Genomic DNA, 22239 nt, shown 5'->3' with positions numbered 1-22239 from the left:
CCCACCGCCGAACGCCGCCCAATCGCCGCCCGCCGCATGAGGATGCCGGGCGGCGCGCCTTTCCCGATCCGTCCCAACCGGCCGTTGTACGCCCGGCGCCTTGAGCCCTGGAGAGACGCATGACCACGCAATTCGGCCCCTCGTATGTGCGCGCAATCGCGCCTTACATCGCCGGCAAACCGATTTCCGAAGTCGCCCGCGAGTTCGGGCTCGACGAGGCGCGCATCGTGAAGCTCGCGTCGAACGAGAATCCGCTCGGCGTGCCCGAGTCGGCGCAGCGTGCGATCGCGCAGGCCGCGAGCGAACTGGGCCGCTATCCGGATTCGAACGCGTTCGAGTTGAAGGCCGCGCTGGCCGCGCGCTACGACGTGCCGGCCGAATGGATCACGCTTGGCAACGGCAGCAACGACATTCTCGAAATGGCCGCGCATGCGTTCGTCGAGCGCGGCCAGTCGATCGTTTATTCGCAGTACTCGTTCGCGGTCTATGCTCTCGCGACGCAGGGCCTTGGCGCGCGCCATCTCGTCACGCCGGCCGTGCACTACGGGCACGATCTCGACGCGATGCTCGCGGCAATCGATGAAGACACACGTCTCGTGTTCGTGGCGAATCCGAACAACCCGACTGGCACGTTCATCGACGGTGCGAAGCTCGAGGCGTTCATCGCGAAGGTGCCCGCGCATGTCGCAGTCGTGCTCGACGAGGCGTACACGGAATACCTCGCGGCGGAGAAGCGCTACGACTCGATCGCGTGGGTGCGCCGCTATCCGAACCTGCTCGTTTCGCGCACGTTCTCGAAGGCCTACGGGCTCGCCGGCCTGCGCATCGGCTTTGCGATTGCGCAGCCGGAGTTGACCGATCTGCTCAACCGTCTGCGCCAGCCGTTCAACGTCAACACGCTCGCGCAGGCCGCCGCTATCGCCGCGCTTGGCGACACGGCGTTCCTCGAGCGCAGCGCGGCGCTCAACGCCGAAGGCTATCGCACGCTAACCGCCGCGTTCGAGCGCCTCGGCCTCGAATACGTGCCTTCGGACGGTAATTTCGTGCTGGTGCGCGTGGCGAAGGATGCAGCGGACGACGGCGCGGGCGAGCGCGTGAACCTCGCGCTGCTCAAGCAGGCTGTGATCGTGCGGCCGGTGGGCAACTATGGTTTGCCGCAGTGGCTGCGTGTGACGATCGGTTTGCCCGAGGAGAACGCGGCGTTCGTCGCGGCCCTCGAGCGAGCGCTCGGCGCGCCTTGAGCGCGCGACCTTTACTCTATTCGGTGGCGTCGTGACTGCGTTTTCGTTTAACAAACTCGTGATTTTCGGTGTGGGCCTGATCGGCGGGTCGCTCGCGCGTGCGTTGCGCGAGCGCGGTTCGTCTGCACGAGAGGGCGCGCAGGTGATCGGCGTGGGCCGCAGCGCGCACTCGGTGTCGCGCGCGCTCGAACTCGGCGTGATCGACGCCGCCGCGACGCTCGACGACGAAGCGGCGCTCGCCGCCGCGCTCGATGGCGCCGATATCGTGTTGATCGCCGCACCCGTTGCGCAAACCCAGGCGCTGCTCGAGCGCATCGCGCCGCACCTCGGCAGCGAGACCATCGTCACCGACGCCGGCAGCACCAAGAGCGATGTGATCGCCGCGGCCCGTGCGGCGCTCGGTGCGCGCATCGCGCAGTTCGTGCCGGGACACCCGATCGCCGGGCGCGAGTCGAGCGGCGTCGACGCTGCGCTGCCCGATCTCTACGTGGGCCGCAACGTCGTGCTGTGCCCGCTCGAGGAAAACGCGCCGGCATCGGTCGAGCGCATTGCCGCGATGTGGCGCGCCACGGGTGCCGTGATCGGCGAGATGCCGGCGGCGCAACACGACCGCGTATTCGCTTCGGTGAGCCATCTGCCGCACGTGCTGTCGTTTGCACTCGTCGACCAGATTCTCGCTTCGCCCGACGCGCAACTGAAGTTCTCGTTCGCGGCGGGCGGCTTTCGCGACTTCACGCGTATTGCCGCGTCGAGCCCCGAAATGTGGCGCGACGTGTGCCTTGCGAACCGCACCGCGCTGCTTGCCGAACTCGACGGCTACACTGAGGTGCTGGCGAGGCTGCGCGCGGCGATCGAAGCCGGCGACGGCGCAGCGCTCGAAACCGTGTTTGCGCGTTCGCGCGCGGCGCGCGAGGCATGGCAAGAGCGCGGCGGCAAGGGCGCCGCGGCGGCCATCGACGCAGCACCAGGCAAATAAGCAAGCAGGACTTAAGCCCGGCGGCGCGAGCGCCGCAAAAACCAGGCTGCAACCCAGGCATTCTCAGGACACGCTCATGGAACACCTCGATCTCGGACCGTTCACCCATGCGTCCGGCACGATCCGTCTGCCCGGCTCGAAAAGCATCTCGAACCGCGTGCTGCTGCTCGCGGCGCTGGCCGAGGGCGACACGACCATCACGAACCTGCTCGACTCCGACGACACGCGCGTCATGCTCGACGCGCTGGAAAAGCTCGGCGTGAAATTGAAGCGCGAGGGCGACACCTGTGTCGTGCAGGGCACGCGCGGCGCGTTCCAGGCAGTGCGCGCCGATCTCTTTCTCGGCAATGCGGGCACGGCGGTGCGACCGCTTACGGCCGCGCTCGCGGTGAACGGCGGCGACTACCGCATTCACGGCGTGCCGCGCATGCACGAGCGGCCCATCGGCGACCTCGTGGACGGCCTGCGCCAGATCGGCGCGAAGATCGATTACGAGGAGAACGAAGGTTTTCCGCCGTTGCGTATCCGCCCGGCGCCGATTTCGGTCGAGGCGCCGATCCGCGTGCGCGGCGACGTGTCGAGCCAGTTCCTTACCGCGCTGCTCATGACGCTGCCGCTCGTGCGCGCGAAGGACGGCATGACGATCGTCGAGGTGGACGGTGAACTGATCTCCAAGCCCTACATCGAAATCACGATCAAGCTGATGGAGCGTTTCGGCGTGAAGGTCGAGCGCCACGGCTGGCATCGTTTCGAGATCCCGGCGGGCGTGCGTTACCAGTCGCCCGGCAAGATCATGGTGGAGGGCGATGCGTCTTCCGCGTCGTACTTCCTCGCCGCGGGCGCGATTGGCGGCGGCCCGCTGCGCGTGGAAGGCGTGGGGCGCTCGAGCATCCAGGGCGACGTTGAATTCGCGGCGGCGCTCATGCGCATGGGAGCGAACGTCACGGTCGCCGACGACTGGATCGAAGTGCGCGGGATCGGCAACGATCACGGCAAGCTCGACCCCATCGACATGGACTTCAACCTGATTCCCGACGCGGCCATGACGATCGCGGTCGCCGCGCTGTTCGCCGATGGCGCGACCACGTTGCGCAACATCGCGAGCTGGCGCGTGAAGGAAACCGACCGCATCGCCGCGATGGCCACCGAGCTGCGCAAGGTGGGCGCGAATGTGGAAGAGGGCCCCGATTACCTGATCGTGCGCCCGCCCGAGAAACTTACGCCGAACGCCGCAATCGACACCTACGACGATCACCGCATGGCGATGTGCTTCTCGCTCGTGAGCCTCGGCGGCGTGCCGGTGCGCATCAACGACCCGAAGTGCGTCGGCAAGACGTTCCCCGATTATTTCGAGCGCTTCCTGGCGCTCGCGCAACCTTGATTCAAACGAAGCCGAGTACCTTTGCCGCATGAAATCGACCCGTCCCTTTTATCCGACGCCCGTCATCACGATCGACGGCCCGACCGCTTCCGGCAAAGGCACGGTGGCCGCGCTGGTCGCCGCCCAACTCGGCTTTCACCTGCTCGACAGCGGCGCGCTGTACCGGCTGGCGGCGCTCGCGAGCGTGCGCTACACAATTGCCGCCGACGACGCCGAGAGCCTGGCGAAACTGATCGATGACCTCCATATCACGTTCCGCGAGGGGCTCGCACAGCTCGACGGCGTTGACGTTTCGAACGATATTCGCGCCGAGGAGGTGGGCAACCGCGCCTCGATGATCGCCGCGCATCCGGCCGTGCGCACGGCGCTCGTGGCGCGCCAGCGGGCGTTTCGCAAGCTTCCCGGGCTCGTGGCGGACGGCCGCGACATGGGCACCGTGATCTTCCCGGACGCCGTTCTGAAGGTGTTTTTGACGGCCAGCGTGGAGGCTCGCGCGGCCCGCCGGCATAAGCAATTGATCCAAAAAGGTTTTTCTGCTAATATGGATGACTTGCTTCGGGATTTGCGTGAACGCGACGCGCGCGACAGTAACCGCGCGGCCGCGCCGCTCAAGCCCGCAGCAGATGCGCAGCTTCTCGATACTTCGGCGCTCTCCGTCGACCAGGCGGTCGAACAGGTGGTGCGGTGGTATCAGGGGGCGAGCCAACTGCGGCCCGTGCGGTAATTCACGAGCGCGGCAAAGCGCAGTAAAGAAAGCAGTAGCAGTGCCAGTTGGTGCCCTGGAAAGAAACAGGGCGTGTGTTAAACCCTTTAACCCAGTATGGCTTTTGCATCTGTGCCGCGAGCGTAAGCGTTCCGGCCTCAACGCACCACCGGTCAAGACTGGCCAACGGTGCAGCGAAAACCATGCAAATCCAGATTTTTATGTCCGACCTGCAAACCTCCACCCCCAATACCGAATCCTTTGCGGCTCTGTTCGAAGAGTCGCTGACCCGCCAGGACATGCGCGCCGGCGAAGTCATCTCCGCTGAAGTCGTGCGCGTCGACCACAACTTCGTGGTCGTGAACGCTGGCCTGAAGTCCGAGGCTTATATTCCTATCGAGGAATTCCTGAACGACCAGGGCGAAGTGGAGGTTCAGGCGGGTGATTTCGTTTCCGTCGCGATCGACGCGCTGGAAAACGGCTACGGCGACACCATCCTGTCGCGCGACAAGGCGAAGCGTCTCGCTTCGTGGCTGTCGCTGGAAAAGGCCCTCGACAACAACGAACTCGTGACCGGCACGATCACGGGCAAGGTCAAGGGCGGCATGACCGTCATGGTCAACGGCATCCGCGCGTTCCTGCCGGGTTCGCTCGTCGACACGCGTCCGGTCAAGGACACGACGCCGTACGAAGGCAAGACCCTCGAATTCCGCGTCATCAAGCTCGACCGCAAGCGTAACAACGTCGTGCTGTCGCGCCGCGCAGTGATCGAAGCCACGCAAGGCGAAGAGCGCGCAAAGCTGCTCGAAACGCTGAAGGAAGGCGCGATCGTCAACGGCGTGGTCAAGAACATCACCGACTACGGCGCGTTCGTGGACCTCGGCGGTATCGACGGCCTGCTGCACATCACCGACATCGCATGGCGTCGCGTGCGTCACCCGAGCGAAGTTCTCTCGGTTGGCCAGGAAGTCACCGCGAAGATCCTCAAGTTCGACCAGGAAAAGAACCGCGTTTCGCTCGGTATCAAGCAACTGGGCGACGATCCGTGGGAAGGCATCTCGCGCCGTTACCCGTCGGGCACGCGCCTGTTCGGTAAGGTCACGAACATCACCGACTACGGCGCGTTCGTCGAAGTCGAATCGGGCATCGAAGGCCTGGTTCACGTGTCGGAAATGGACTGGACCAACAAGAACGTTGCTCCGTCGAAGGTTGTCCAGCTGGGCGACGAAGTCGAAGTCATGGTCCTCGAGATCGACGAAGACCGCCGCCGCATCTCGCTCGGCATGAAGCAATGCAAGCCGAATCCGTGGGATGACTTCAGCCGCAACTTCAAGAAGGGCGACAAGCTGCAAGGCGCAATCAAGTCGATCACCGACTTCGGCGTGTTCATCGGTCTGCCTGGCGGCATCGACGGTCTGGTTCACCTTTCGGACCTGTCGTGGTCGGAAGCTGGCGAAGAAGCCGTTCGCAAGTACAAGAAGGGCGACGAAGTCGAAGCCGTGGTTCTGGGCATCGACGTCGAGAAGGAACGCATTTCGCTCGGCATCAAGCAGCTCGAAGGCGACCCGTTCAGCAACTTCGTTGCAATCAACGACAAGGGCGCAACGGTCGACGGCGTCGTGAAGTCGGTGGACGCGAAGGGTGCAGTTATCACCCTGACGGCGGACGTCGAAGGCTACCTGCGTGCTTCGGAAATCGCGCAAGACCGCGTGGAAGATGCTCGCAACGTGCTGAAGGAAGGCGACAAGGTCAACGCGATGATCATCAACATCGATCGCAAGTCGCGTGGCATCAACCTGTCGATCAAGGCTAAGGACTCGGCTGAGACGCAGGAAGCACTGCGCAGCATGTCGGCTGATTCGGGTCAGGCTGCCACCGGCACGACCAACCTCGGCGCGCTGCTCAAGGCCAAGCTCGACGGCCAGAACCAGTAAGCCTCAAACGGGGGCAAGCTGAAGTATGACCAAATCTGAATTGGTCGCGCAGCTGGCTACGCGATTTCCGCAACTTGTTCTCAAGGACGCGGATTTCGCGGTCAAGACGATGCTCGATGCGATGTCGGAGGCGCTTGCCAAGGGCCATCGCATCGAAATTCGTGGCTTTGGCAGCTTCGGCCTGAATCGTCGGCCGTCGCGCGTTGGGCGCAATCCCAAGTCGGGTGAAAAGGTGCTGGTGCCTGAGAAGTTCGTACCGCACTTCAAGCCGGGCAAGGAACTGCGCGAGCGCGTGGACCGTAATTCGGGCGAGCCGCTGAAGGCGGACGAGCCGGACGACGACCTGTAAGCGTTGGATCGTTTTTGCGATCAGGCGATTGCGGTCGTCGGCGGTCAATGCCAGATGGCCAGAATGCATGGACCGGTAAAAAGCGCTGGGGTGAACCACCCCGGCGCTTTTTTTTCGTCTGCGCCTTTTCGACGCTGTTTGCGTTGGCCCCCCGGTTTGATCTGGCGCCGCGCTCGCTCACACGTGTCGGCGCGCGAGCCGTTCAATTACAATACGGGACACTTCGGCGCGGCTTGTGCTGCGGCGCAGCATGTCCGCCACGCCGGCGCCTTTCTCAACTGCCAAGAGAATCCTTCAATGAGATTGATCGCCTGGGTGATCCGTGTGCTGGTGTTCGTGCTGCTGCTCGTACTCGCGCTCGCCAACACGCAAACCGCGACGCTGAACTTTCTGGCCGGATATTCGTGGCAGGCTCCGCTGATCCTGATCGGCCTCGCGTTCTTTGTGGTGGGGCTGCTGGCGGGGCTGCTTTCCGCGCTGCCTGGCGTGTTCCGGCTGCGCATGGAAAACGGCCGCCTCAAACGCGACCTGCGTGTGGCGCGTGAAACGCCCACGCCGAGCGTCGAGCCGCCGCTGCCGCCGCTCATCTGATTTGTATTGCCGTGCCGCGCGCCTGAACGGGTGCGGCTGATTTTCCGCTCATACCATCGCTCGCATGGATCTCGATTTTTGGTGGCTCCTCGTCATTCCCGTGGCTTTCGCGCTCGGCTGGATGGCGTCGCGCTACGACCTGAAGGCACTCCTTTCCGAAAGCGCCAACCTGCCGCGCTCGTATTTCCGCGGGCTGAATTTCCTGCTCAACGAACAGCCGGACAAGGCCATCGACGCGTTCATCGAGGTCGCCAAGCTCGACCCTGAAACCGTCGAACTGCACTTCGCGCTCGGCAATCTGTTTCGCCGCCGCGGCGAGACCGATCGCGCGATCCGCGTGCATCAGAATTTGCTCTCGCGCTCCGACCTGCCCGTGAACGAGCGCGACCACGCGCTCTATGAACTCGGCCAGGACTTCCTGAAGGCCGGCATGCTCGACCGCGCCGAGGAAACCTTCGGCAAGCTCAAGTCGGGCGACTTCGCGCTTGGCGCACAGCGCGCGCTGCTCGCGATCTACGAGATCGAGAAGGACTGGAACCGCTGCATCGACACCGCACGACATCTCGAAACGATGGGCGCGGCTTCGCTCGACCTCGAGATCGCGCAGTTCCATTGCGAGCTCGCTCAGGAAGCGCTCCAGCAGAAGAAGCCCGACGAAGCACGCCGTCAGCTGACGCTGGCGCTCAAGGCCAATGCGCAGAACGTGCGCGCGACGATCCTCGCGGGCGATGTCGATGCGGCAAGCGGTGATTGCGAGACGGCGCTTCGTCACTGGCGCGAAGTCGAGGCGCAAAACCCCGCGTATTTGCCGCTCGTCGCTGAAAAGGTCATGAAGGCCTATGAGACGCTCGGCCGCGCCGAAGAGGGCGCGCAACTGCTCACGACGTGGGTCGATGCGTATCCGTCCAACGACCTGCTCGACGTCGCGTACAAGCATGTCGCCGCGCTGCGCGGCGCCGAAGCGGCGCACTCGCTCGCCCGCACGCAGATGGAGAAGTCCCCGAATCTCGCCGGCATGGCGCGCCTGCTCGAAGCGCAGCAGGCAACGGCCGAAGAGCCGCGCCGCAGCGAACTCGAACTGATGCGCAAGCTGCTCCAGCAGCGCACCAAGAACCTGCCTCGTTACACCTGCCAGAACTGCGGCTTCCGGGCGCGCCTCTTCTACTGGCAGTGTCCTGGCTGCAGCGGTTGGGAAACCTATGCGCCGCGCCGCGTCGAGCCGGTTCCCGCGTCGAGCTGAGCCTAAGGGCAGCGCCCGTTGCCGGGCGCCTGGGCGGCCACGCACACACAGTCAATACAACATCAGCATCTGTCACCGGAGCGCCTATGAAGATCACCATTGTCGGTACCGGCTACGTCGGCCTCGTCACCGGTGCGTGTCTTGCCGAAATCGGCCACGACGTGTTTTGCCTCGATGTCGATCCGCGCAAGATCGACATCTTGAATGGCGGCGGCGTGCCGATTCACGAACCTGGCCTGCTCGAACTCATCGCGCGCAACCGCGCGGCCGGGCGCATCACTTTCTCCACGGATGTCGCGGCGAGCGTCGAGCACGGCGAGGTGCAGTTCATCGCCGTGGGCACGCCGCCTGACGAAGACGGCTCGGCCGATCTCCAGTACGTGCTCGAGGCGGCGCGCAGCATTGGCCGCCACATGAACGGCTTCAAGGTGGTCGTCGACAAGTCGACGGTCCCGGTCGGCACGGCGCAGCGCGTACACGGCGTGCTGGCCGAAGAACTGGCCAAGCGCGGCTTCATGCATAGCGTCGACCATCGCTTCTCGGTCGTCTCGAACCCCGAGTTCCTGAAAGAGGGCGCGGCCGTGGACGACTTCATGCGCCCGGACCGCATCATCATCGGGCTCGACGAGGACGAGAACGGCGACGCCGCGCGCGAGAAGATGAAGCGCCTCTACGCGCCGTTCAACCGCAATCACGAGCGCACGATCTACATGGACGTGCGCTCCGCTGAATTCACGAAGTACGCGGCCAACGCCATGCTCGCCACGCGCATCTCGTTCATGAACGAGATGGCGAATCTCGCCGACCGCGTGGGCGCCGACATCGAGTCGGTGCGCCGCGGCATCGGTTCCGATCCGCGCATCGGCTATCACTTCCTGTACGCGGGCTGCGGCTACGGTGGCTCGTGCTTTCCGAAGGACGTGCAGGCGCTGATCCGCACGGCCGCGGAGTCGGGCCAGAACCTGCGCGTGCTCGAAGCGGTCGAGGAGGTCAATCACGGCCAGAAGGAGGTGCTCGTCAAGAAGATCGCCAAGGTGTGCGGCGAAGACCTCACGGGCAAGCACTTCGCGGTGTGGGGCCTCGCATTCAAGCCGAACACCGACGACATGCGCGAAGCGCCGAGCCGCCGTCTGATCGCCGACCTGCTTGCGCGCGGCGCGACGGTGGCCGCGTGGGATCCGGTTGCCGCCGAGGAAGCGCAGCGCGTATTCGCGCTCGATCTCGCGCACGCGCCCGAGCAGCATGCGCGCCTTTCGTTCGCGTCGAGCCAGGACGACGCGCTCACGGACGCTGACGCGCTCGTGATCGTCACCGAATGGACCGCGTTCAAGGCGCCCGACTTCGTGCACTTGAAGAAGGTGCTCAAGGCACCGCGTATCTTCGACGGACGCAATCTCTACGAGCCCGACGCCATGGCGGAGCTCGGCATTGACTATCACTCGATTGGGCGGCCCCATGTCAATCTCGCAAACTCCGCAGCCTGAAGCCGCGCCTGTCACCGCGCTTGCCACGGCGATCGCGCCCGAAGTGCGCGTCGTGCCGCGCGAGAAGCTCGCCACCTCGCGCGTGCTCGTGGTGGGCGACGTCATGCTGGACCGCTACTGGTTCGGCGACGTCAACCGCATCTCGCCGGAAGCGCCGGTGCCGGTCGTGCATGTGCAGCGCAAGGAAGACCGCCTCGGCGGCGCCGCGAACGTCGCGCGCAACGCGGCGGCGCTCGGTGCCCATGCGGGCCTCCTGTGCGTGGTGGGCCACGACGAACCCGGCGAGCGCATCGTCGAGCTGCTCGACGAAAGCAACGTGAACGCGTATCTCGAACGCGATCCCTCGTTGCCGACCACCATCAAGCTGCGCGTGCTTTCGCGCCAGCAACAGCTCTTGCGCGTGGACTTCGAGAACACGCCCGCGCACGAGATCCTGCTTGCCGGCCTCGCACGTTTCGACGCGCTGCTGCCCACGCACGACGTGATTCTGCTCTCCGACTACGCGAAGGGCGGCCTCACGCACGTCACGCAGATGATCGCGAAGGCGCGCGCTGCGGGCAAGGCAGTTCTGGTCGACCCCAAGGGCGACGACTGGGAGCGCTATCGCGGCGCGAGCCTCATCACGCCGAACCGCGCGGAGCTGCGCGAAGTGGTGGGCACCTGGAAATCCGAGGAGGACCTGCACGCACGCGTGACGAAGCTGCGCCACGAACTGCAGTTCGACGCGCTGCTGCTCACGCGCTCAGAAGAGGGTATGACGCTCTTTTCCGACGACGGCGCGCTGCACGCGGCGGCTGACGCGCGCGAAGTGTATGATGTCTCGGGCGCCGGCGACACGGTGATCGCGACTGTCGCGGTCATGCTGGGCGCGGGTTTGCCGCTCGTCGAGGGCGTTGCGCTCGCGAATCGCGCGGCCGGCATCGTGGTCGGCAAGCTCGGTACGGCCACCGTCGACTACGACGAACTCTTTCAATAACGTTCCGCACGCGCTCGCGTAGCGCGCTCGCACCCCGGCCGGGATTTCCGGAGAGTTTTCCCGGTTGTGGGTCAACCTCGCATCAACCTCGCGTGAACCTCGTCACCGCAGACCTATCATGACTCTCATCGTCACCGGCGCGGCCGGCTTTATCGGCAGCAACATCGTCAAGGCGCTGAACGAACGCGGCGAAGACCGCATCATCGCCGTCGACAATCTCACCCGCGCGGACAAGTTCAGGAATCTCGTCGATTGCGAGATCGACGACTACATCGACAAGACCGAGTTCGTCGAGCGCTTCACGCGCGGCGATTTCGGCAACGTGCGCGCGGTATTCCACGAAGGCGCCTGTTCGGACACGATGGAAACCGACGGCCGCTACATGATGGACAACAACTTCCGCTATAGCCGCGCCGTGCTCGACGCGTGCCTCGCACAGCGCGTGCAGTTTCTGTATGCGTCGTCGGCGGCGATCTATGGCGGCTCGACGCGCTTTGTCGAAGAGCGCGAAGTCGAAGCGCCGCTGAACGTGTACGGCTATTCGAAGTTCCTGTTCGACCAGGTGATCCGCCGCGTGCTGCCCAAGGCGCAAAGCCAGATTGCGGGCTTTCGCTACTTCAACGTGTACGGGCCGCGCGAGACGCACAAGGCGCGCATGGCTTCGGTAGCGTTCCACAACTTCAACCAGTTCCGCGCGGAAGGCCGCGTGAAGCTGTTCGGCGAGTACAACGGCTACGCGCCGGGCGAGCAGACGCGCGACTTCGTCTCTGTCGAGGACGTGGTGAAGGTCAACCTGTTCTTCTTCGATCATCCGGAGAAGACGGGCATCTTCAATCTCGGAAGCGGCCGTGCGCAGCCGTTCAACGACATCGCAACGACCGTGGTGAATACGCTGCGCGCGATGGAAGGCAAGCCTGCGCTTTCGCTCGCGGAGCAGGTCAAGGAAGGGCTGATCGAGTACATCCCGTTCCCCGACGCGCTGCGCGGCAAGTATCAGTGCTTCACGCAAGCGGACCAGTCGAAGCTGCGCGCAGCGGGCTACGACGCGCCGTTCCTGACGGTGCAGGAAGGCGTGGATCGTTACGTACGTTGGCTTTCTGGCCAGGTGTAACGCGAAGCCGTGACTTCATAAACTGGACTCTCCTCGCCGGCGATGGTCGCCGGCGTTTTCAGGGAGATCCAGCATGTTCCGAAAAATCCTTGCGGCGGCCGCGCTTCTGGCCGTATTCAGCCACGCCTTCGCGGCCGTGGACGTCAACACGGCCAACGAAGACGCGCTTCGCGGCATCAAGGGTATTGGGCCCGCGCGCGCCAAGGCCATTCTCGACGAACGCTCCGCGCACGGCCCGTACAAGGATGCCGCTGACCTCGGCAAGCGCGTGAAGGGCCTCGGTGGCCATACCGTCGAACGTTTGCAGGCCGAAGGATTGGCCGTCGGGCCCGCGAATGCCCAGGCGGGGCAGGCGAAGGTTGCACAGGCAACGCCCGCGAAGGCAGGGGCGCCTCAGCCGGCTACCGTGGCCGTCAAGAAGTAGGCGTCCGCTCGCGTTTTTCCCCCGCGTCTCGTGCGTAAGCCGCGCGGGGTGTAGTCTCCTTCAGGTGTCGCTCAGGTGAAGTCGGCCCGCGACGTTGACCCGCGGCCCGGGCCGCGGGCTTTTTGCCGCGCATCGAGATTGGGTCGCGAGCCTGCGGCCATACCAGCGTAATGGGTTCCAGCGGGGTCTCCAGCGGTCGGTGGCCGCGTGGTTTAGAATCGACGGATCACGTCATTGCGCCTTACTGCCATTCCCATGCCCTACAAGACCATTGAAGACACGATCGGCAATACCCCGCTCGTGCAGCTCGTCCGCCTGCCGGACGACGAAATCCGCGCCCGCAATAACGTCCTGCTGGCCAAGCTGGAAGGCAACAACCCGGCTGGGTCGGTGAAGGACCGCCCGGCGCTTTCGATGATCCGCAAAGCCGAAGAGCGCGGCCGCATCAAGCCGGGCGATACGCTCATCGAAGCGACGAGCGGCAATACGGGCATCGCGCTCGCCATGGCAGCGGCGATTCGCGGCTACAAGATGGTGCTCATCATGCCGGAGGACCTTTCGGTCGAACGCCGTCAGAGCATGGCCGCTTATGGCGCGGAAATCATGCTCACGCCCGTCAAGGGCGGTATGGAATATGCGCGCGACCTCGCCGAGCAAATGCAGCGCGACGGCAAGGGCATCATCCTCGACCAGTTCGCCAATCCGGACAACCCGCTTGCGCATTACGAGGCCACCGGCCCGGAAATCTGGCGCGACACTGAAGGGCGCATCACGCACTTCGTTTCGTCAATGGGCACGACCGGCACGATCATGGGCACGTCCCAGTTCCTGAAGGAAAAGAATCAGGCCATCGAGATCGTCGGTGCGCAGCCGGAAGAAGGCTCGCGCATTCCGGGCATTCGCAAGTGGCCCGAAGCGTACATGCCGAAGATTTTCGACCGCAGCCGCGTGGATCGCGTGGAGAACGTGAGCCAGGCCGCCGCCGAAAACATGGCGCGCCGGCTTGCCTCGGTCGAAGGCATTTTCGCGGGTATCTCGTCGGGCGGCGCATGCGAGGTGGCATTGCGTGTTGCGCGCCAGGTCGAGAACGCGACGATCGTGTTCATCGTCTGCGATCGTGGCGACCGTTATCTGTCTACGGGTGTGTTTCCCGCTTGATTCAAGCGTAAGTGCAAACAAAACGGCCTTCGGTGTTTCCGAAGGCCGTTTTGTTTTGTGCCGCTGAAATTAGTCTTGCTGACCGGGTGGCGTCGTGCCCGTACCGTTCGGGGCACTGTTCATGCCGTTGCCATTTCCGTTGCCGCCACCGTTTCCACCATTCTCACCATTGCCGTTCGCCGGGCCCACACCCACGCCCGGCTGCGTCGCCAGCATCTGCGCCTTCACGCGCATACCCAGCTGATACACCGCAAGCGCATAGAAGAAGCTGCGGTTATAGCGCGTGAGCACATAGAAATTCTTGAGCCCGAGCTTGTACTCGGTGCCGCGTCCGGGCGAGGGCAGGTCGATCACCGTGACGGGCGTGCCCGCCTCGGCGGCGATGTCCACGTCCGGCTGATCGAGCACGAGCCCCGAGCGCAGCAACTGGCTGAGCGGCCAGCGCGGTTCCGGCTTGCCGTCCGCCGCGGCTTGCGCAATGCCGAGGCTGCCCGCGTCGGTCGCGATATTCCACACCACGGGCCGGCCCGATTCCCAGCCGTTCTGCCGCAGATAGTTCGCCACGCTGCCGATCGCGTCGGCCGTGCTCGCGCGCAGGTCGATGTGATTGTTGCCTTCATAGTCGACCGCGTACTGCACGATGCTGCTCGGCAGGAACTGCGGAATGCCGATCGCGCCCGTGTACGAGCCGAGCACCGACGACGGATCGATCTGGGAGTCGCGCGTCCACACGAGATAGTCTTCGAGATTCTTACGGAACGTTGCCATGCGCTCGGCGCGGTTCGGCGTGTTCGGATAATCGAAGGCCAGCGTGGTGAGTGCATCGAGCACGCGGAAGTTGCCCATGTAGCGGCCATAGATCGTCTCCACGCCAATGATGCCGACGATCACCTCGGGCGGCACGCCAAACTCTTCCGACGCGCGCTGCAGCGTAGCCTGGTTCGCGCGCCAGAAGCGCACGCCCGCATTGATGCGCACTGGGTCGAGAAAGCGCGCCTGATACGCGCGCCAGTTCTTCACGCCCGGAACGGGCGAGGGCGTGACGAGCTTCACTGCCGTCGCCGAATAATTCGCGCTCGCGAAGAGCGCGTGCAGCGCAGTGGGATCGAAGTCGTAGCGCGCCACCATGTCGTTGATGAAGCCATCGACGTCCGGATTGTTCGCGTAGCGCTGCGGGACGATTTCCTCTTCGAACGTCTGGCCTTGCGCCGGCGTTTGCGGCTGGGCTTGCGCGAGCGTGAGCGGCGTCTGTCGCGATTTCGGCGCGGCAGTTTGCGCGCGCGCCGCGCCGGTGCACAGCGACGCCGCAACGCAAAGCGCGAGTGCGAGGGTCGTGCGACGTGGGCGGCTGGAAGCGGACAGAGCGGTCTTGAGCGTCATGAGCGAGAGAGGGGGAGAGCGGGCCAGGAAGATCCCGGGCAGTATAACCGAGCGCCTTATGGGAATTGGGCCGTTGCGCGCCGGCGTGGCGCGTGAGCACCAGGTCGCTGTGGTAACGTGGTGTCTGTTCGCGCGCCGGCCGGCGCGCCGCCAGACAAATGCAATCAGATTGCATGGGACCAGAGTCAGGCGCCAAAGCGCCATCTCTGGCCGACAGATCGAAGGAGACCCGCGGCCGCGCGCATGCGCGAAGCCCGCGGTTAGTGCGACCCATGACGACCGGTTTCTTCTCTCACCCCGATTTTCTGCTGCACGAGATGGGCGAATGGCATCCCGAATGCCCGGCGCGCCTGCAGGCCATCGAAGACCAGCTGATCGCGAGCCGCATCGACGCTCTGATCGAGCGCGACGAATCGGCGCCGCTCGCGACCGAGGCGGACCTCCTGCGCGTGCATACCCAGGCGCACATCGACTTCATCCGCAACACGGCGCCCACGGAAGGCTACGCGAGCATCGACCCCGACACGCTGATGAATCCGCACACGTGGCAGGCGGCGCTGCGCGCGGCGGGCGCGGCGATCGCAGCCACCGACGCGGTGCTCGCAGGGCGCTACGAGAACGCATTCTGCAGCGTGCGGCCGCCCGGACATCATGCGGAGCCCGCGCGCGCGATGGGCTTTTGCTTCTTCAACAACATCGCGATCGCGGCGCGCCATGCGCTGGAAGTCCATGGTCTGCAACGCGTGGCGATCGTCGATTTCGACGTCCATCACGGCAATGGCACCGAAGCCGCGTTCGCGGGCGATTCGCGCGTGCTGATGTGCAGCTTTTTCCAGCATCCGTTCTATCCGTACTCGGGGGCCGAGAATCCGGCGCCGAATATGGTCAATCTGCCGATCGCGGCGCGCACGAAAGGCATGGAAGTGCGCGAGGCCATCGACATCATGTGGCTGCCGCGGTTGCACGAGTTCAAGCCGGAGATGGTGTTCGTCTCGGCGGGCTTCGACGCGCATCGCGAAGACGACCTCGGCAACATGGGGCTCGTGGAGGACGACTTCGCGTGGATCACGGAGCAGATTCGCGAGATCGCGCGCCGCTATGCGAAGGGGCGCATCGTGAGCAGCCTCGAAGGCGGCTACAACCTCTCGGCGCTGGGCCGCAGTGTGGTGGCGCATTTGCGCGTGCTGGCCGATATCTAGGCAACCCGCGCCGCTTTGGGCGCGGACCCGCATCGCACACATTCGAACGTAGGAGACACGCATCGTGAATGCCAATCCCTGCTCATCGCCAACGCTGATTGAAGTGACGCGCGACGCGTACGGCGTGCCAGGCGTCGTGCGCCTCACGCTGAATCGCCCGGATGCGTTCAACGCGCTTTCCGAAGCGCTGATCGATGCCGTGCAGGCCGAACTCGCCGCGCTCGCGAAATCCGATGCGCGCGTGATCGTGATCGCTGCAGCGGGCCGCGCGTTCTGCGCGGGCCACGATCTCAGGGAAATGCGCGCGGCGCCCTCGCACGAGTACTACGCGAAGCTGTTCGAACGCTGCTCGAAGATGATGCTGACCATTCAAAAGATGCCGCAGCCGGTGATCGCGCGCGTGCAGGGCGTGGCGACGGCGGCGGGCTGCCAGCTCGTCGCGATGTGCGATCTGGCGGTGGCGGCGGACACGGCGCGCTTTGCCGTGTCGGGCATCAATCTCGGGCTCTTCTGCTCGACGCCTGCCGTGCCGCTCTCGCGCAACGTCTCGCGCAAGGCGGCCTTCGAGATGCTGATGACGGGCGAATTCATCGACGCCGAAAAGGCGCTGCGCGAAGGCCTCGTAAATCGCGTGGTGCCCGCCGAAGAACTCGACGCCGCCGTGACGGCGCTTGCCGCGAGCATCTGCGCGAAACCGCGCGAGGCGGTCGAGGCCGGCAAGGGGCTCTTCTACCGGCAGCTCGAAATGGGCATCGAAGCTGCGTATCAACTGGCCGGGCAGACCATGGCCTGCAACATGATGACCGACCCCGCGCTCGACGGCGTGCAGGCATTCATCGAGAAGCGCGCAGCGAAATAGCGCGTCTGGCCGCTCAGCAGTGCTGATCGATCCAGTCGATCATTGTGCCGATCACGCGTTCGCGATCGAGGTCGTTGAGCGTTTCGTGGTAGCTGCCTTCATACAGCGTGAGCGTGCGATCGGGCGATCCCACGTTCGCGCCAAACGCGCGGCTGCCGTCGGGCTCGGTGAGCTTGTCCTCAGTGCCATGCCAGATCAGCACGGGTAGCCGCAATTGCGCGCGGCCCGCTTCGATGCGCTTCATCGCTTCCAGCAATTGCGCGCCCGTGCGCGCGGGTATCGCGCCGTGATGCACGAGCGGATCGGCGCGATTCGCTTCGACCACGGCGGGGTCGCGCGCAAGCAGGGCCGCGTCGATCTTCATCGCCGGAAAGGTTGGCCAGATCGCGCTGATCACGCGGCTCGCGGCGATCATCCATGCGGGCACATCGCGGCCCGGCGCGAGCGCCGCGCTCGAGAGCAGCAGGCCCGCGAGCGGCACGCGCGTTTGCGGCAGGCGCTCGACGGCGTAGAGCGCGGCGATCGCGCCGCCCATGCTGTGACCCATCAGGAAGATCGGTGTGCCCTGTGCTGCGCATTGCGTGCTCGCGTGGGCGACTAGCGCCTCGGCGTCGTCGAGATATTCGTCGACGCGCGCAACCCAGGTGCGGCGGCCTGGCGCACGCCCATGGCCGCGCAGATCGATTGCGTAGACGTCAATGCCCGCAGCGTTCAGCCGCGCCGCAAGCGCCGCGTAGCGGCCCGCATGTTCCGCCAGGCCGTGAACCAGCGCGAGGGCCGCGCGCGGCGGCGCGCTCGCGCGCCAAACGTAGAGCGGCAGTTCGACGCCGTCGCGCGTGCGCAGCGTCGATCGCTCGGTGGGTTCCATGGCGTCGGCCGCGCCGGTTTTCTGACTGGTCTCCATCTCGCTCCCTGGTTGGGCGGTTCGTTTTCGGTATCAGTCTGTCGGCAGCAGTGTAGCGGCCGGGCGAGCGCTGACGCGCCGCCAGCGCCCTCTAATGCAAATGGGTTATGAAAATATCGAAATTGATTATTAAAAGGAATTTTGCGTGCCAGGGTAAAATGGCGAGCTATATCCAGTCCATCAAACGGCGGCTGTCTGCCGGCGCGACGCGTTTTCCGAGAATCCGAAAGGGGCGGTCAATGCGAGCGGCGCGCGGCACACCCGCCGTTTTGCTTTTTTCCATGATCGAAATTCGAAACGTGTCCCAGCGCTTCGCCGGCCCACAAGGCTGGATCGAGGCGCTGCACAACGTCAATCTGACGATTCCGCCGGGCGAAGTGTTCGGCATCATCGGGCGCAGCGGTGCAGGCAAGAGCACGCTCGTGCGCACCATCAACCTGCTCACGCGGCCCACCGAAGGCGACATCGTCGTCAACGGGCGCACGCTCACGTCGCTCTCGTCGGCCGACCTGCGCGAGGCGCGCCGCGAGATCGGCATGATCTTCCAGCACTTCAACCTGCTGTCGTCGCGCACGGTATTCGATAACGTCGCGCTGCCGCTGGAGCTTGCTGGCGTGAAGCGCGCGGAGATCGAAGCGACGGTGCTGCCGCTGCTCGAACTCGTTGGCCTCAGCGCGCAGAAGGATCGCTATCCCTCGCAGATCAGCGGCGGTCAGAAGCAGCGCGTGGGCATTGCGCGCGCGCTCGCGAGCAAGCCGAAGGTGCTGCTTTCGGACGAGGCGACCTCCGCGCTCGACCCCGAAACCACGCGCGCGATTCTCGACCTGCTGCGCAAGATCAATCGCGAGCTGAACCTGACCGTCGTGATGATCACGCACCAGATGGAAGTGATCAAACAGGTTTGCGACCGCGTGGCCGTGCTCGATGCGGGCCGCGTGGTGGAGAGCGGCCCCGTGCTCGACGTGTTCCTGCAGCCTCGCCACGAAGTCACGCGCGCGCTGCTCGGCGACGTGATCGCCCAGGAATTGCCGCCCGCGCTCAAGGCGCGCGTGGCCGAGCGCCTCGCGAAGGGCAGCGGCCACTTGCTGCGCCTCGCGTTCAAGGGGACGGGCGTCGACCAGCCGGTGTTGTCAGAAACGATTCGCCGCTTCGAACTCGATTTCAACATCCTGCACGGCCAGATCGACGAGATCCAGGGGCAGGCGTTCGGCTCGCTCGCGGTGCTCGCGGCCGGCGATCCGGTGAAGGTGGCGCAGGCCATTGCATGGCTGCGCGAGCAAGGTGTCGTGGTGGAGGAACTGTCCCATGTGGAGTGAAATGTTCGACATGTTCGTCCAGTCGTTCTGGGAGACGCTCATCATGGTGGGCATCTCGGGACTCGTGGGCGCGGCCATCGGCCTGCCGCTCGGCGTGCTGCTCTATCTCACCGACCGCAACGGCGTGCTGCAGAACATCGCCGCGAATCGCGTGATGGGCGTGATCGTCAACGCCGTGCGATCCACGCCGTTCATCATCCTGCTCGTCGCCGTGATTCCGTTCACGCGTGTCGTGGTCGGCTCGTCGATCGGCACGGCGGCCGCCATCGTGCCGCTCACCATTGCCGCTGCACCGTTCATCGCGCGACTCGTGGAAACGGCGTTGCGCGAAGTCGATCGCGGCCTGATCGAAGCCGCCCAGGCCATGGGCGCGAGCACGAGCCAGATCGTCTTCAAGGTGCTGCTGCCCGAGTCGCTGCCGGGCGTGGTGGCGGGGCTCACCATCACCTTCATCTCGCTCGTCGGCTATTCGGCCATGGCGGGCGCGATCGGCGGCGGCGGTCTTGGCGACCTCGGCATCCGCTACGGCTATCAGCGCTTCGAGCCCGAAGTCATGCTGATTGTCGTCGTGATCCTGATCGTGTTCGTGCAGCTCGTGCAGTCGTTCGGCGACTGGCTCGTGCGGCGCCTGAGCCATAAATAAGCCTGAAAACAGGCAGTTTTTCGATCAACATCACTACACAAGACAAAGGTTTGGTATGCAACGTCGTTTCATGATCCGTCTCGCGGCAGCGCTTGGCGCGGCTTCGCTGATCGCTCCGCTGCTTGCACCTATGACGGCGCACGCGGACGAAACCATCAAGGTGGGCGTGACGGGCGGCCCGCACGAGCAGGTGATGGAAGTCGTGAAGAGCGTGGCCGCGAAGAACGGCCTGAACATCAAGATCGTCGAGTTCTCCGACTACGTGCAGCCGAATGCGGCGCTCGCGGGCGGCGACCTCGATGCCAACAGCTACCAGCACGGGCCGTATCTCGATGCGCAGGTGAAGGATCGCGGCTACAAGCTCATCAAGATCGCGGACACGGTCACGTTCCCGATGGGCATCTACTCGAAGAAGATCAAATCGCTGTCCGAACTGAAGCCGGGCGCTCGCATCGCGGTGCCCAATGATCCGACGAATGGCGGCCGCGCATTGCTGCTGCTGCAAAGCCAGGGCCTTATCAAGTTGCGCGCCAACGCAGGCTTGAAGGCGACGCCGCTCGACATCGTGGAAAACCCCAGGAAGCTGAAGATCGTCGAACTGGACGCCGCGCAAATTCCGCGTTCGCTCGATGACGTGGACGCCGCCGCGATCAACACCAACTTCGCGATGGAAGCGGGCCTGAAGCCGAAACAGGACGCGATCGCGATCGAAGACCCGAAGGGGCCCTACGTGAATATCCTCGCGATTCGCGAAGCCGATCGCAACAAGCCTTGGGTGGCGAAACTGATCGCCGCGTACCACTCGCCGGAAGTGAAGCAGTACATTGAAACGAAGTTCGGCGGGGCGGTTATCACCTCCTGGTAAGCCCCTGCAGGCCGTGAAATTAGAGATATTTTTCGGCGCCCGGGCTTGATGCCCGGGTTTTTTCCACCGTAAAATCGCACGATCGTTCGCTACTGATGGCCGGAGTGAAGCAGGGGGTGCGGCAGCGGTGGTTCGTGAAAATTGCTGGTGGCAGATCGGCCCGACAGGGCTATCGCTATAATGTCCGCCAGGTTGACGTATTCGTAACTTCGGAGCATGTGAATGAAAGTCCTTGTGCCAGTCAAACGCGTAGTCGATTACAACGTGAAGGTTCGTGTGAAGTCGGACGGCACGGGCGTCGATATCGCCAACGTGAAGATGTCGATGAACCCGTTCGACGAAATCGCCGTGGAAGAAGCGGTGCGTCTGAAGGAAGCGGGCGTGGCGACGGAAGTCATCGCCGTTTCGGCGGGCGTGACGCAAGCGCAGGAAACGCTGCGCACGGCGCTGGCGATTGGCGCGGACCGCGCGATCCTCATCGAGTCGAACGAAGACCTGCAGCCGCTGGCTGTTGCCAAGCTCCTGAAGGCGCTGGTCGACAAGGAACAGCCGCAACTGGTCATCCTCGGCAAGCAGGCCATCGACGACGATTCGAACCAGACCGGCCAGATGCTCGCCGCTCTCGCGAATCTGCCGCAGGCCACGTTCGCTTCGAAGGTGGTCGTGGCTGACGGCAAGGCCACCGTGTCGCGCGAAGTGGATGGCGGCGCGGAAACGCTGTCGCTCACGCTGCCCGCAGTGGTCACCACCGACCTGCGCCTGAACGAGCCGCGCTACGTCACGCTGCCGAACATCATGAAGGCGAAGAAGAAGCCTTTGGAAACGGTCAAGCCGGAAGACTTGGGCGTCGATGTCACGCCGCGTCTGAAGACGCTGAAGGTTGCCGAGCCGCCCAAGCGTAGCGCAGGCGTGAAGGTGCCGGACGTGAAGACGCTGGTCGAGAAGCTGAAGACGGAAGCCAAGGTGCTGTAAGGAGCGAGACGAAAATGACGAATCTGGTTATTGCTGAACACGACAATCACTCGATCAAGGCCGCGACGCTGAACACCGTTGCAGCAGCACAGAAGATTGGTGGCGACGTGCACGTGCTGGTCGCGGGCCACAACGCGCAAGCAGCAGCGGACGCAGCCGCGAAGATCGCAGGCGTAGCGAAGGTGCTGCTCGCCGACGCGCCGCAACTCGAAAAGGGTCTTGCCGAGAACGTCGAAGCGACGGTCCTCGCCATTGCGAAGAACTACTCGCACATCCTCGCGCCGGCAACGGCAGCGGGCAAGAACGTCACGCCGCGTATTGCCGCGAAGCTCGACGTCGCGCAGATCAGCGACATCACCGCCGTGGATGCGCCGGACACGTTCGAGCGTCCGATCTACGCGGGCAACGCGATCGCAACGGTCCAATCGGTCGATCCGGTCAAGGTCATCACCGTTCGCACGACGGCGTTCGACGCCGTTGCGGCCGAAGGCGGCAGCGCAGCCGTCGAGAAGCTCGAAGCCGCAGCGGACAGT

General features: G+C 64.5%; 21 protein-coding genes and 1 pseudogene. 20 read left to right on the top strand and 2 right to left on the bottom strand.

The genetic code is table 11. The annotated features are described in order from the left end of the window. Positions 1-119 precede the first annotated feature (119 nt). From hisC to cysM, 13 genes are all read left to right on the top strand, one after another. Positions 120-1241 (top strand): histidinol-phosphate transaminase, encoded by a 1122-nt coding sequence (hisC, locus tag U5A57_RS22420; RefSeq protein ID WP_321913844.1) that lies wholly within the window; start codon positions 120-122, stop codon positions 1239-1241. Positions 1242-1272: 31 nt separating this feature from the next. Continuing rightward, positions 1273-2217 carry a prephenate dehydrogenase gene (locus U5A57_RS22415; protein WP_321913843.1) on the top strand — a complete coding sequence of 315 codons (945 nt, stop codon included), beginning with the start codon at positions 1273-1275 and terminating at the stop codon, positions 2215-2217. Between the two features lie 76 nt (positions 2218-2293). Beyond that, positions 2294-3598 carry a 3-phosphoshikimate 1-carboxyvinyltransferase gene (gene aroA, locus U5A57_RS22410; RefSeq protein WP_321913842.1) on the top strand — a complete coding sequence of 435 codons (1305 nt, stop codon included), beginning with the start codon at positions 2294-2296 and terminating at the stop codon, positions 3596-3598. Positions 3599-3626: 28 nt separating this feature from the next. Beyond that, on the top strand, positions 3627-4322 hold the full coding sequence (gene cmk / locus U5A57_RS22405; RefSeq protein ID WP_321913841.1) for a (d)CMP kinase: 696 nt from the start codon (positions 3627-3629) through the stop codon (positions 4320-4322). A gap of 182 nt (positions 4323-4504) precedes the next feature. Beyond that, complete coding sequence (gene rpsA, locus U5A57_RS22400; RefSeq protein ID WP_321913840.1) at positions 4505-6235, top strand: 30S ribosomal protein S1; 1731 nt, start codon at positions 4505-4507, stop codon at positions 6233-6235. A 25-nt stretch (positions 6236-6260) separates the two neighbouring features. Next, a complete protein-coding gene (locus U5A57_RS22395; RefSeq protein ID WP_027817382.1) occupies positions 6261-6584 on the top strand; it encodes an integration host factor subunit beta in 324 nt (107 codons plus the stop codon). A gap of 297 nt (positions 6585-6881) precedes the next feature. Then, positions 6882-7175: a lipopolysaccharide assembly protein LapA domain-containing protein gene (locus U5A57_RS22390; protein WP_028208175.1), complete on the top strand. Its 294-nt coding sequence runs from the start codon at positions 6882-6884 to the stop codon at positions 7173-7175. 64 nt (positions 7176-7239) lie between these two features. Further along, a complete protein-coding gene (lapB, locus tag U5A57_RS22385; protein ID WP_321913839.1) occupies positions 7240-8415 on the top strand; it encodes a lipopolysaccharide assembly protein LapB in 1176 nt (391 codons plus the stop codon). Between the two features lie 86 nt (positions 8416-8501). After that, on the top strand, positions 8502-9899 hold the full coding sequence (locus U5A57_RS22380) for a UDP-glucose/GDP-mannose dehydrogenase family protein (protein ID WP_321913838.1): 1398 nt from the start codon (positions 8502-8504) through the stop codon (positions 9897-9899). Next, on the top strand, positions 9871-10875 hold the full coding sequence (gene rfaE1 / locus U5A57_RS22375) for a D-glycero-beta-D-manno-heptose-7-phosphate kinase (protein ID WP_321913837.1): 1005 nt from the start codon (positions 9871-9873) through the stop codon (positions 10873-10875). Before U5A57_RS22380 ends, rfaE1 begins: the two co-directional genes overlap by 29 nt. Before the next feature lie 118 nt (positions 10876-10993). After that, positions 10994-11986 (top strand): ADP-glyceromanno-heptose 6-epimerase, encoded by a 993-nt coding sequence (gene rfaD, locus U5A57_RS22370; RefSeq protein WP_321913836.1) that lies wholly within the window; start codon positions 10994-10996, stop codon positions 11984-11986. Between the two features lie 73 nt (positions 11987-12059). Continuing rightward, on the top strand, positions 12060-12410 hold the full coding sequence (locus tag U5A57_RS22365) for a ComEA family DNA-binding protein (RefSeq protein WP_321913835.1): 351 nt from the start codon (positions 12060-12062) through the stop codon (positions 12408-12410). Positions 12411-12665: 255 nt separating this feature from the next. Continuing rightward, the gene (gene cysM, locus U5A57_RS22360) at positions 12666-13568 is read left to right on the top strand and encodes a cysteine synthase CysM (protein WP_321913986.1); all 903 of its coding nucleotides are present in this window, start codon (positions 12666-12668) and stop codon (positions 13566-13568) included. Positions 13569-13637: 69 nt separating this feature from the next. Here cysM and mltB read toward each other — a convergent pair whose 3' ends face one another. Further along, positions 13638-14948 carry a lytic murein transglycosylase B gene (gene mltB, locus U5A57_RS22355; protein ID WP_321913834.1) on the bottom strand — a complete coding sequence of 437 codons (1311 nt, stop codon included), beginning with the start codon at positions 14946-14948 and terminating at the stop codon, positions 13638-13640. 272 nt (positions 14949-15220) lie between these two features. On the opposite strand from mltB, the gene U5A57_RS22350 reads away from it, so the two are divergent. Together U5A57_RS22350 and U5A57_RS22345 are read left to right on the top strand one after the other, a co-directional pair. Beyond that, positions 15221-16147 (top strand): histone deacetylase family protein, encoded by a 927-nt coding sequence (locus tag U5A57_RS22350; RefSeq protein ID WP_321913833.1) that lies wholly within the window; start codon positions 15221-15223, stop codon positions 16145-16147. 64 nt (positions 16148-16211) lie between these two features. Continuing rightward, positions 16212-17006 (top strand): enoyl-CoA hydratase, encoded by a 795-nt coding sequence (locus tag U5A57_RS22345; protein WP_321913832.1) that lies wholly within the window; start codon positions 16212-16214, stop codon positions 17004-17006. Between the two features lie 13 nt (positions 17007-17019). Here the strand turns inward: U5A57_RS22345 and U5A57_RS22340 are convergent, their stop codons facing one another. Next, complete coding sequence (locus tag U5A57_RS22340) at positions 17020-17910, bottom strand: alpha/beta hydrolase (RefSeq protein ID WP_321913831.1); 891 nt, start codon at positions 17908-17910, stop codon at positions 17020-17022. 281 nt (positions 17911-18191) lie between these two features. Between U5A57_RS22340 and U5A57_RS22335 the strand changes: the two genes are divergently transcribed. From U5A57_RS22335 to U5A57_RS22315, 5 genes and pseudogenes are all read left to right on the top strand, one after another. Continuing rightward, complete coding sequence (locus tag U5A57_RS22335) at positions 18192-19226, top strand: methionine ABC transporter ATP-binding protein (RefSeq protein ID WP_321913830.1); 1035 nt, start codon at positions 18192-18194, stop codon at positions 19224-19226. Next, a complete protein-coding gene (locus tag U5A57_RS22330) occupies positions 19216-19869 on the top strand; it encodes a methionine ABC transporter permease (protein WP_158758320.1) in 654 nt (217 codons plus the stop codon). The genes U5A57_RS22335 and U5A57_RS22330 overlap by 11 nt, the downstream gene beginning before the upstream one ends. Before the next feature lie 55 nt (positions 19870-19924). Beyond that, positions 19925-20734 carry a MetQ/NlpA family ABC transporter substrate-binding protein gene (locus tag U5A57_RS22325; RefSeq protein ID WP_321913829.1) on the top strand — a complete coding sequence of 270 codons (810 nt, stop codon included), beginning with the start codon at positions 19925-19927 and terminating at the stop codon, positions 20732-20734. Positions 20735-20956: 222 nt separating this feature from the next. Beyond that, complete coding sequence (locus U5A57_RS22320; protein ID WP_133183693.1) at positions 20957-21706, top strand: electron transfer flavoprotein subunit beta/FixA family protein; 750 nt, start codon at positions 20957-20959, stop codon at positions 21704-21706. A gap of 14 nt (positions 21707-21720) precedes the next feature. Beyond that, positions 21721-22239, top strand: a pseudogene (locus U5A57_RS22315) (electron transfer flavoprotein subunit alpha/FixB family protein); the annotation flags it as partial.

This window comes from Paraburkholderia sp. J11-2 (genome assembly GCF_905220185.1).
Lineage (GTDB): Bacteria > Pseudomonadota > Gammaproteobacteria > Burkholderiales > Burkholderiaceae > Paraburkholderia.
This window is presented reverse-complemented; position numbering and strand designations above follow the sequence as displayed.

Bases quoted from the DNA above. Each gene is read 5' to 3' on its own strand.
- hisC (WP_321913844.1), top strand. From the start codon at position 120: ATGACCACGCAATTCGGCCCCTCGTATGTGCGCGCAATCGCGCCTTAC.
- aroA (WP_321913842.1), top strand. From the start codon at position 2,294: ATGGAACACCTCGATCTCGGACCGTTCACCCATGCGTCCGGCACGATC.
- cmk (WP_321913841.1), top strand. From the start codon at position 3,627: ATGAAATCGACCCGTCCCTTTTATCCGACGCCCGTCATCACGATCGAC.
- rpsA (WP_321913840.1), top strand. From the start codon at position 4,505: ATGCAAATCCAGATTTTTATGTCCGACCTGCAAACCTCCACCCCCAAT.
- U5A57_RS22395 (WP_027817382.1), top strand. From the start codon at position 6,261: ATGACCAAATCTGAATTGGTCGCGCAGCTGGCTACGCGATTTCCGCAA.
- U5A57_RS22390 (WP_028208175.1), top strand. From the start codon at position 6,882: ATGAGATTGATCGCCTGGGTGATCCGTGTGCTGGTGTTCGTGCTGCTG.
- lapB (WP_321913839.1), top strand. From the start codon at position 7,240: ATGGATCTCGATTTTTGGTGGCTCCTCGTCATTCCCGTGGCTTTCGCG.
- U5A57_RS22380 (WP_321913838.1), top strand. From the start codon at position 8,502: ATGAAGATCACCATTGTCGGTACCGGCTACGTCGGCCTCGTCACCGGT.
- rfaE1 (WP_321913837.1), top strand. From the start codon at position 9,871: ATGTCAATCTCGCAAACTCCGCAGCCTGAAGCCGCGCCTGTCACCGCG.
- rfaD (WP_321913836.1), top strand. From the start codon at position 10,994: ATGACTCTCATCGTCACCGGCGCGGCCGGCTTTATCGGCAGCAACATC.
- U5A57_RS22365 (WP_321913835.1), top strand. From the start codon at position 12,060: ATGTTCCGAAAAATCCTTGCGGCGGCCGCGCTTCTGGCCGTATTCAGC.
- cysM (WP_321913986.1), top strand. From the start codon at position 12,666: ATGCCCTACAAGACCATTGAAGACACGATCGGCAATACCCCGCTCGTG.
- mltB (WP_321913834.1), bottom strand. From the start codon at position 14,948: ATGACGCTCAAGACCGCTCTGTCCGCTTCCAGCCGCCCACGTCGCACG.
- U5A57_RS22350 (WP_321913833.1), top strand. From the start codon at position 15,221: ATGACGACCGGTTTCTTCTCTCACCCCGATTTTCTGCTGCACGAGATG.
- U5A57_RS22340 (WP_321913831.1), bottom strand. From the start codon at position 17,910: ATGGAGACCAGTCAGAAAACCGGCGCGGCCGACGCCATGGAACCCACC.
- U5A57_RS22335 (WP_321913830.1), top strand. From the start codon at position 18,192: ATGATCGAAATTCGAAACGTGTCCCAGCGCTTCGCCGGCCCACAAGGC.
- U5A57_RS22330 (WP_158758320.1), top strand. From the start codon at position 19,216: ATGTGGAGTGAAATGTTCGACATGTTCGTCCAGTCGTTCTGGGAGACG.
- U5A57_RS22325 (WP_321913829.1), top strand. From the start codon at position 19,925: ATGCAACGTCGTTTCATGATCCGTCTCGCGGCAGCGCTTGGCGCGGCT.
- U5A57_RS22320 (WP_133183693.1), top strand. From the start codon at position 20,957: ATGAAAGTCCTTGTGCCAGTCAAACGCGTAGTCGATTACAACGTGAAG.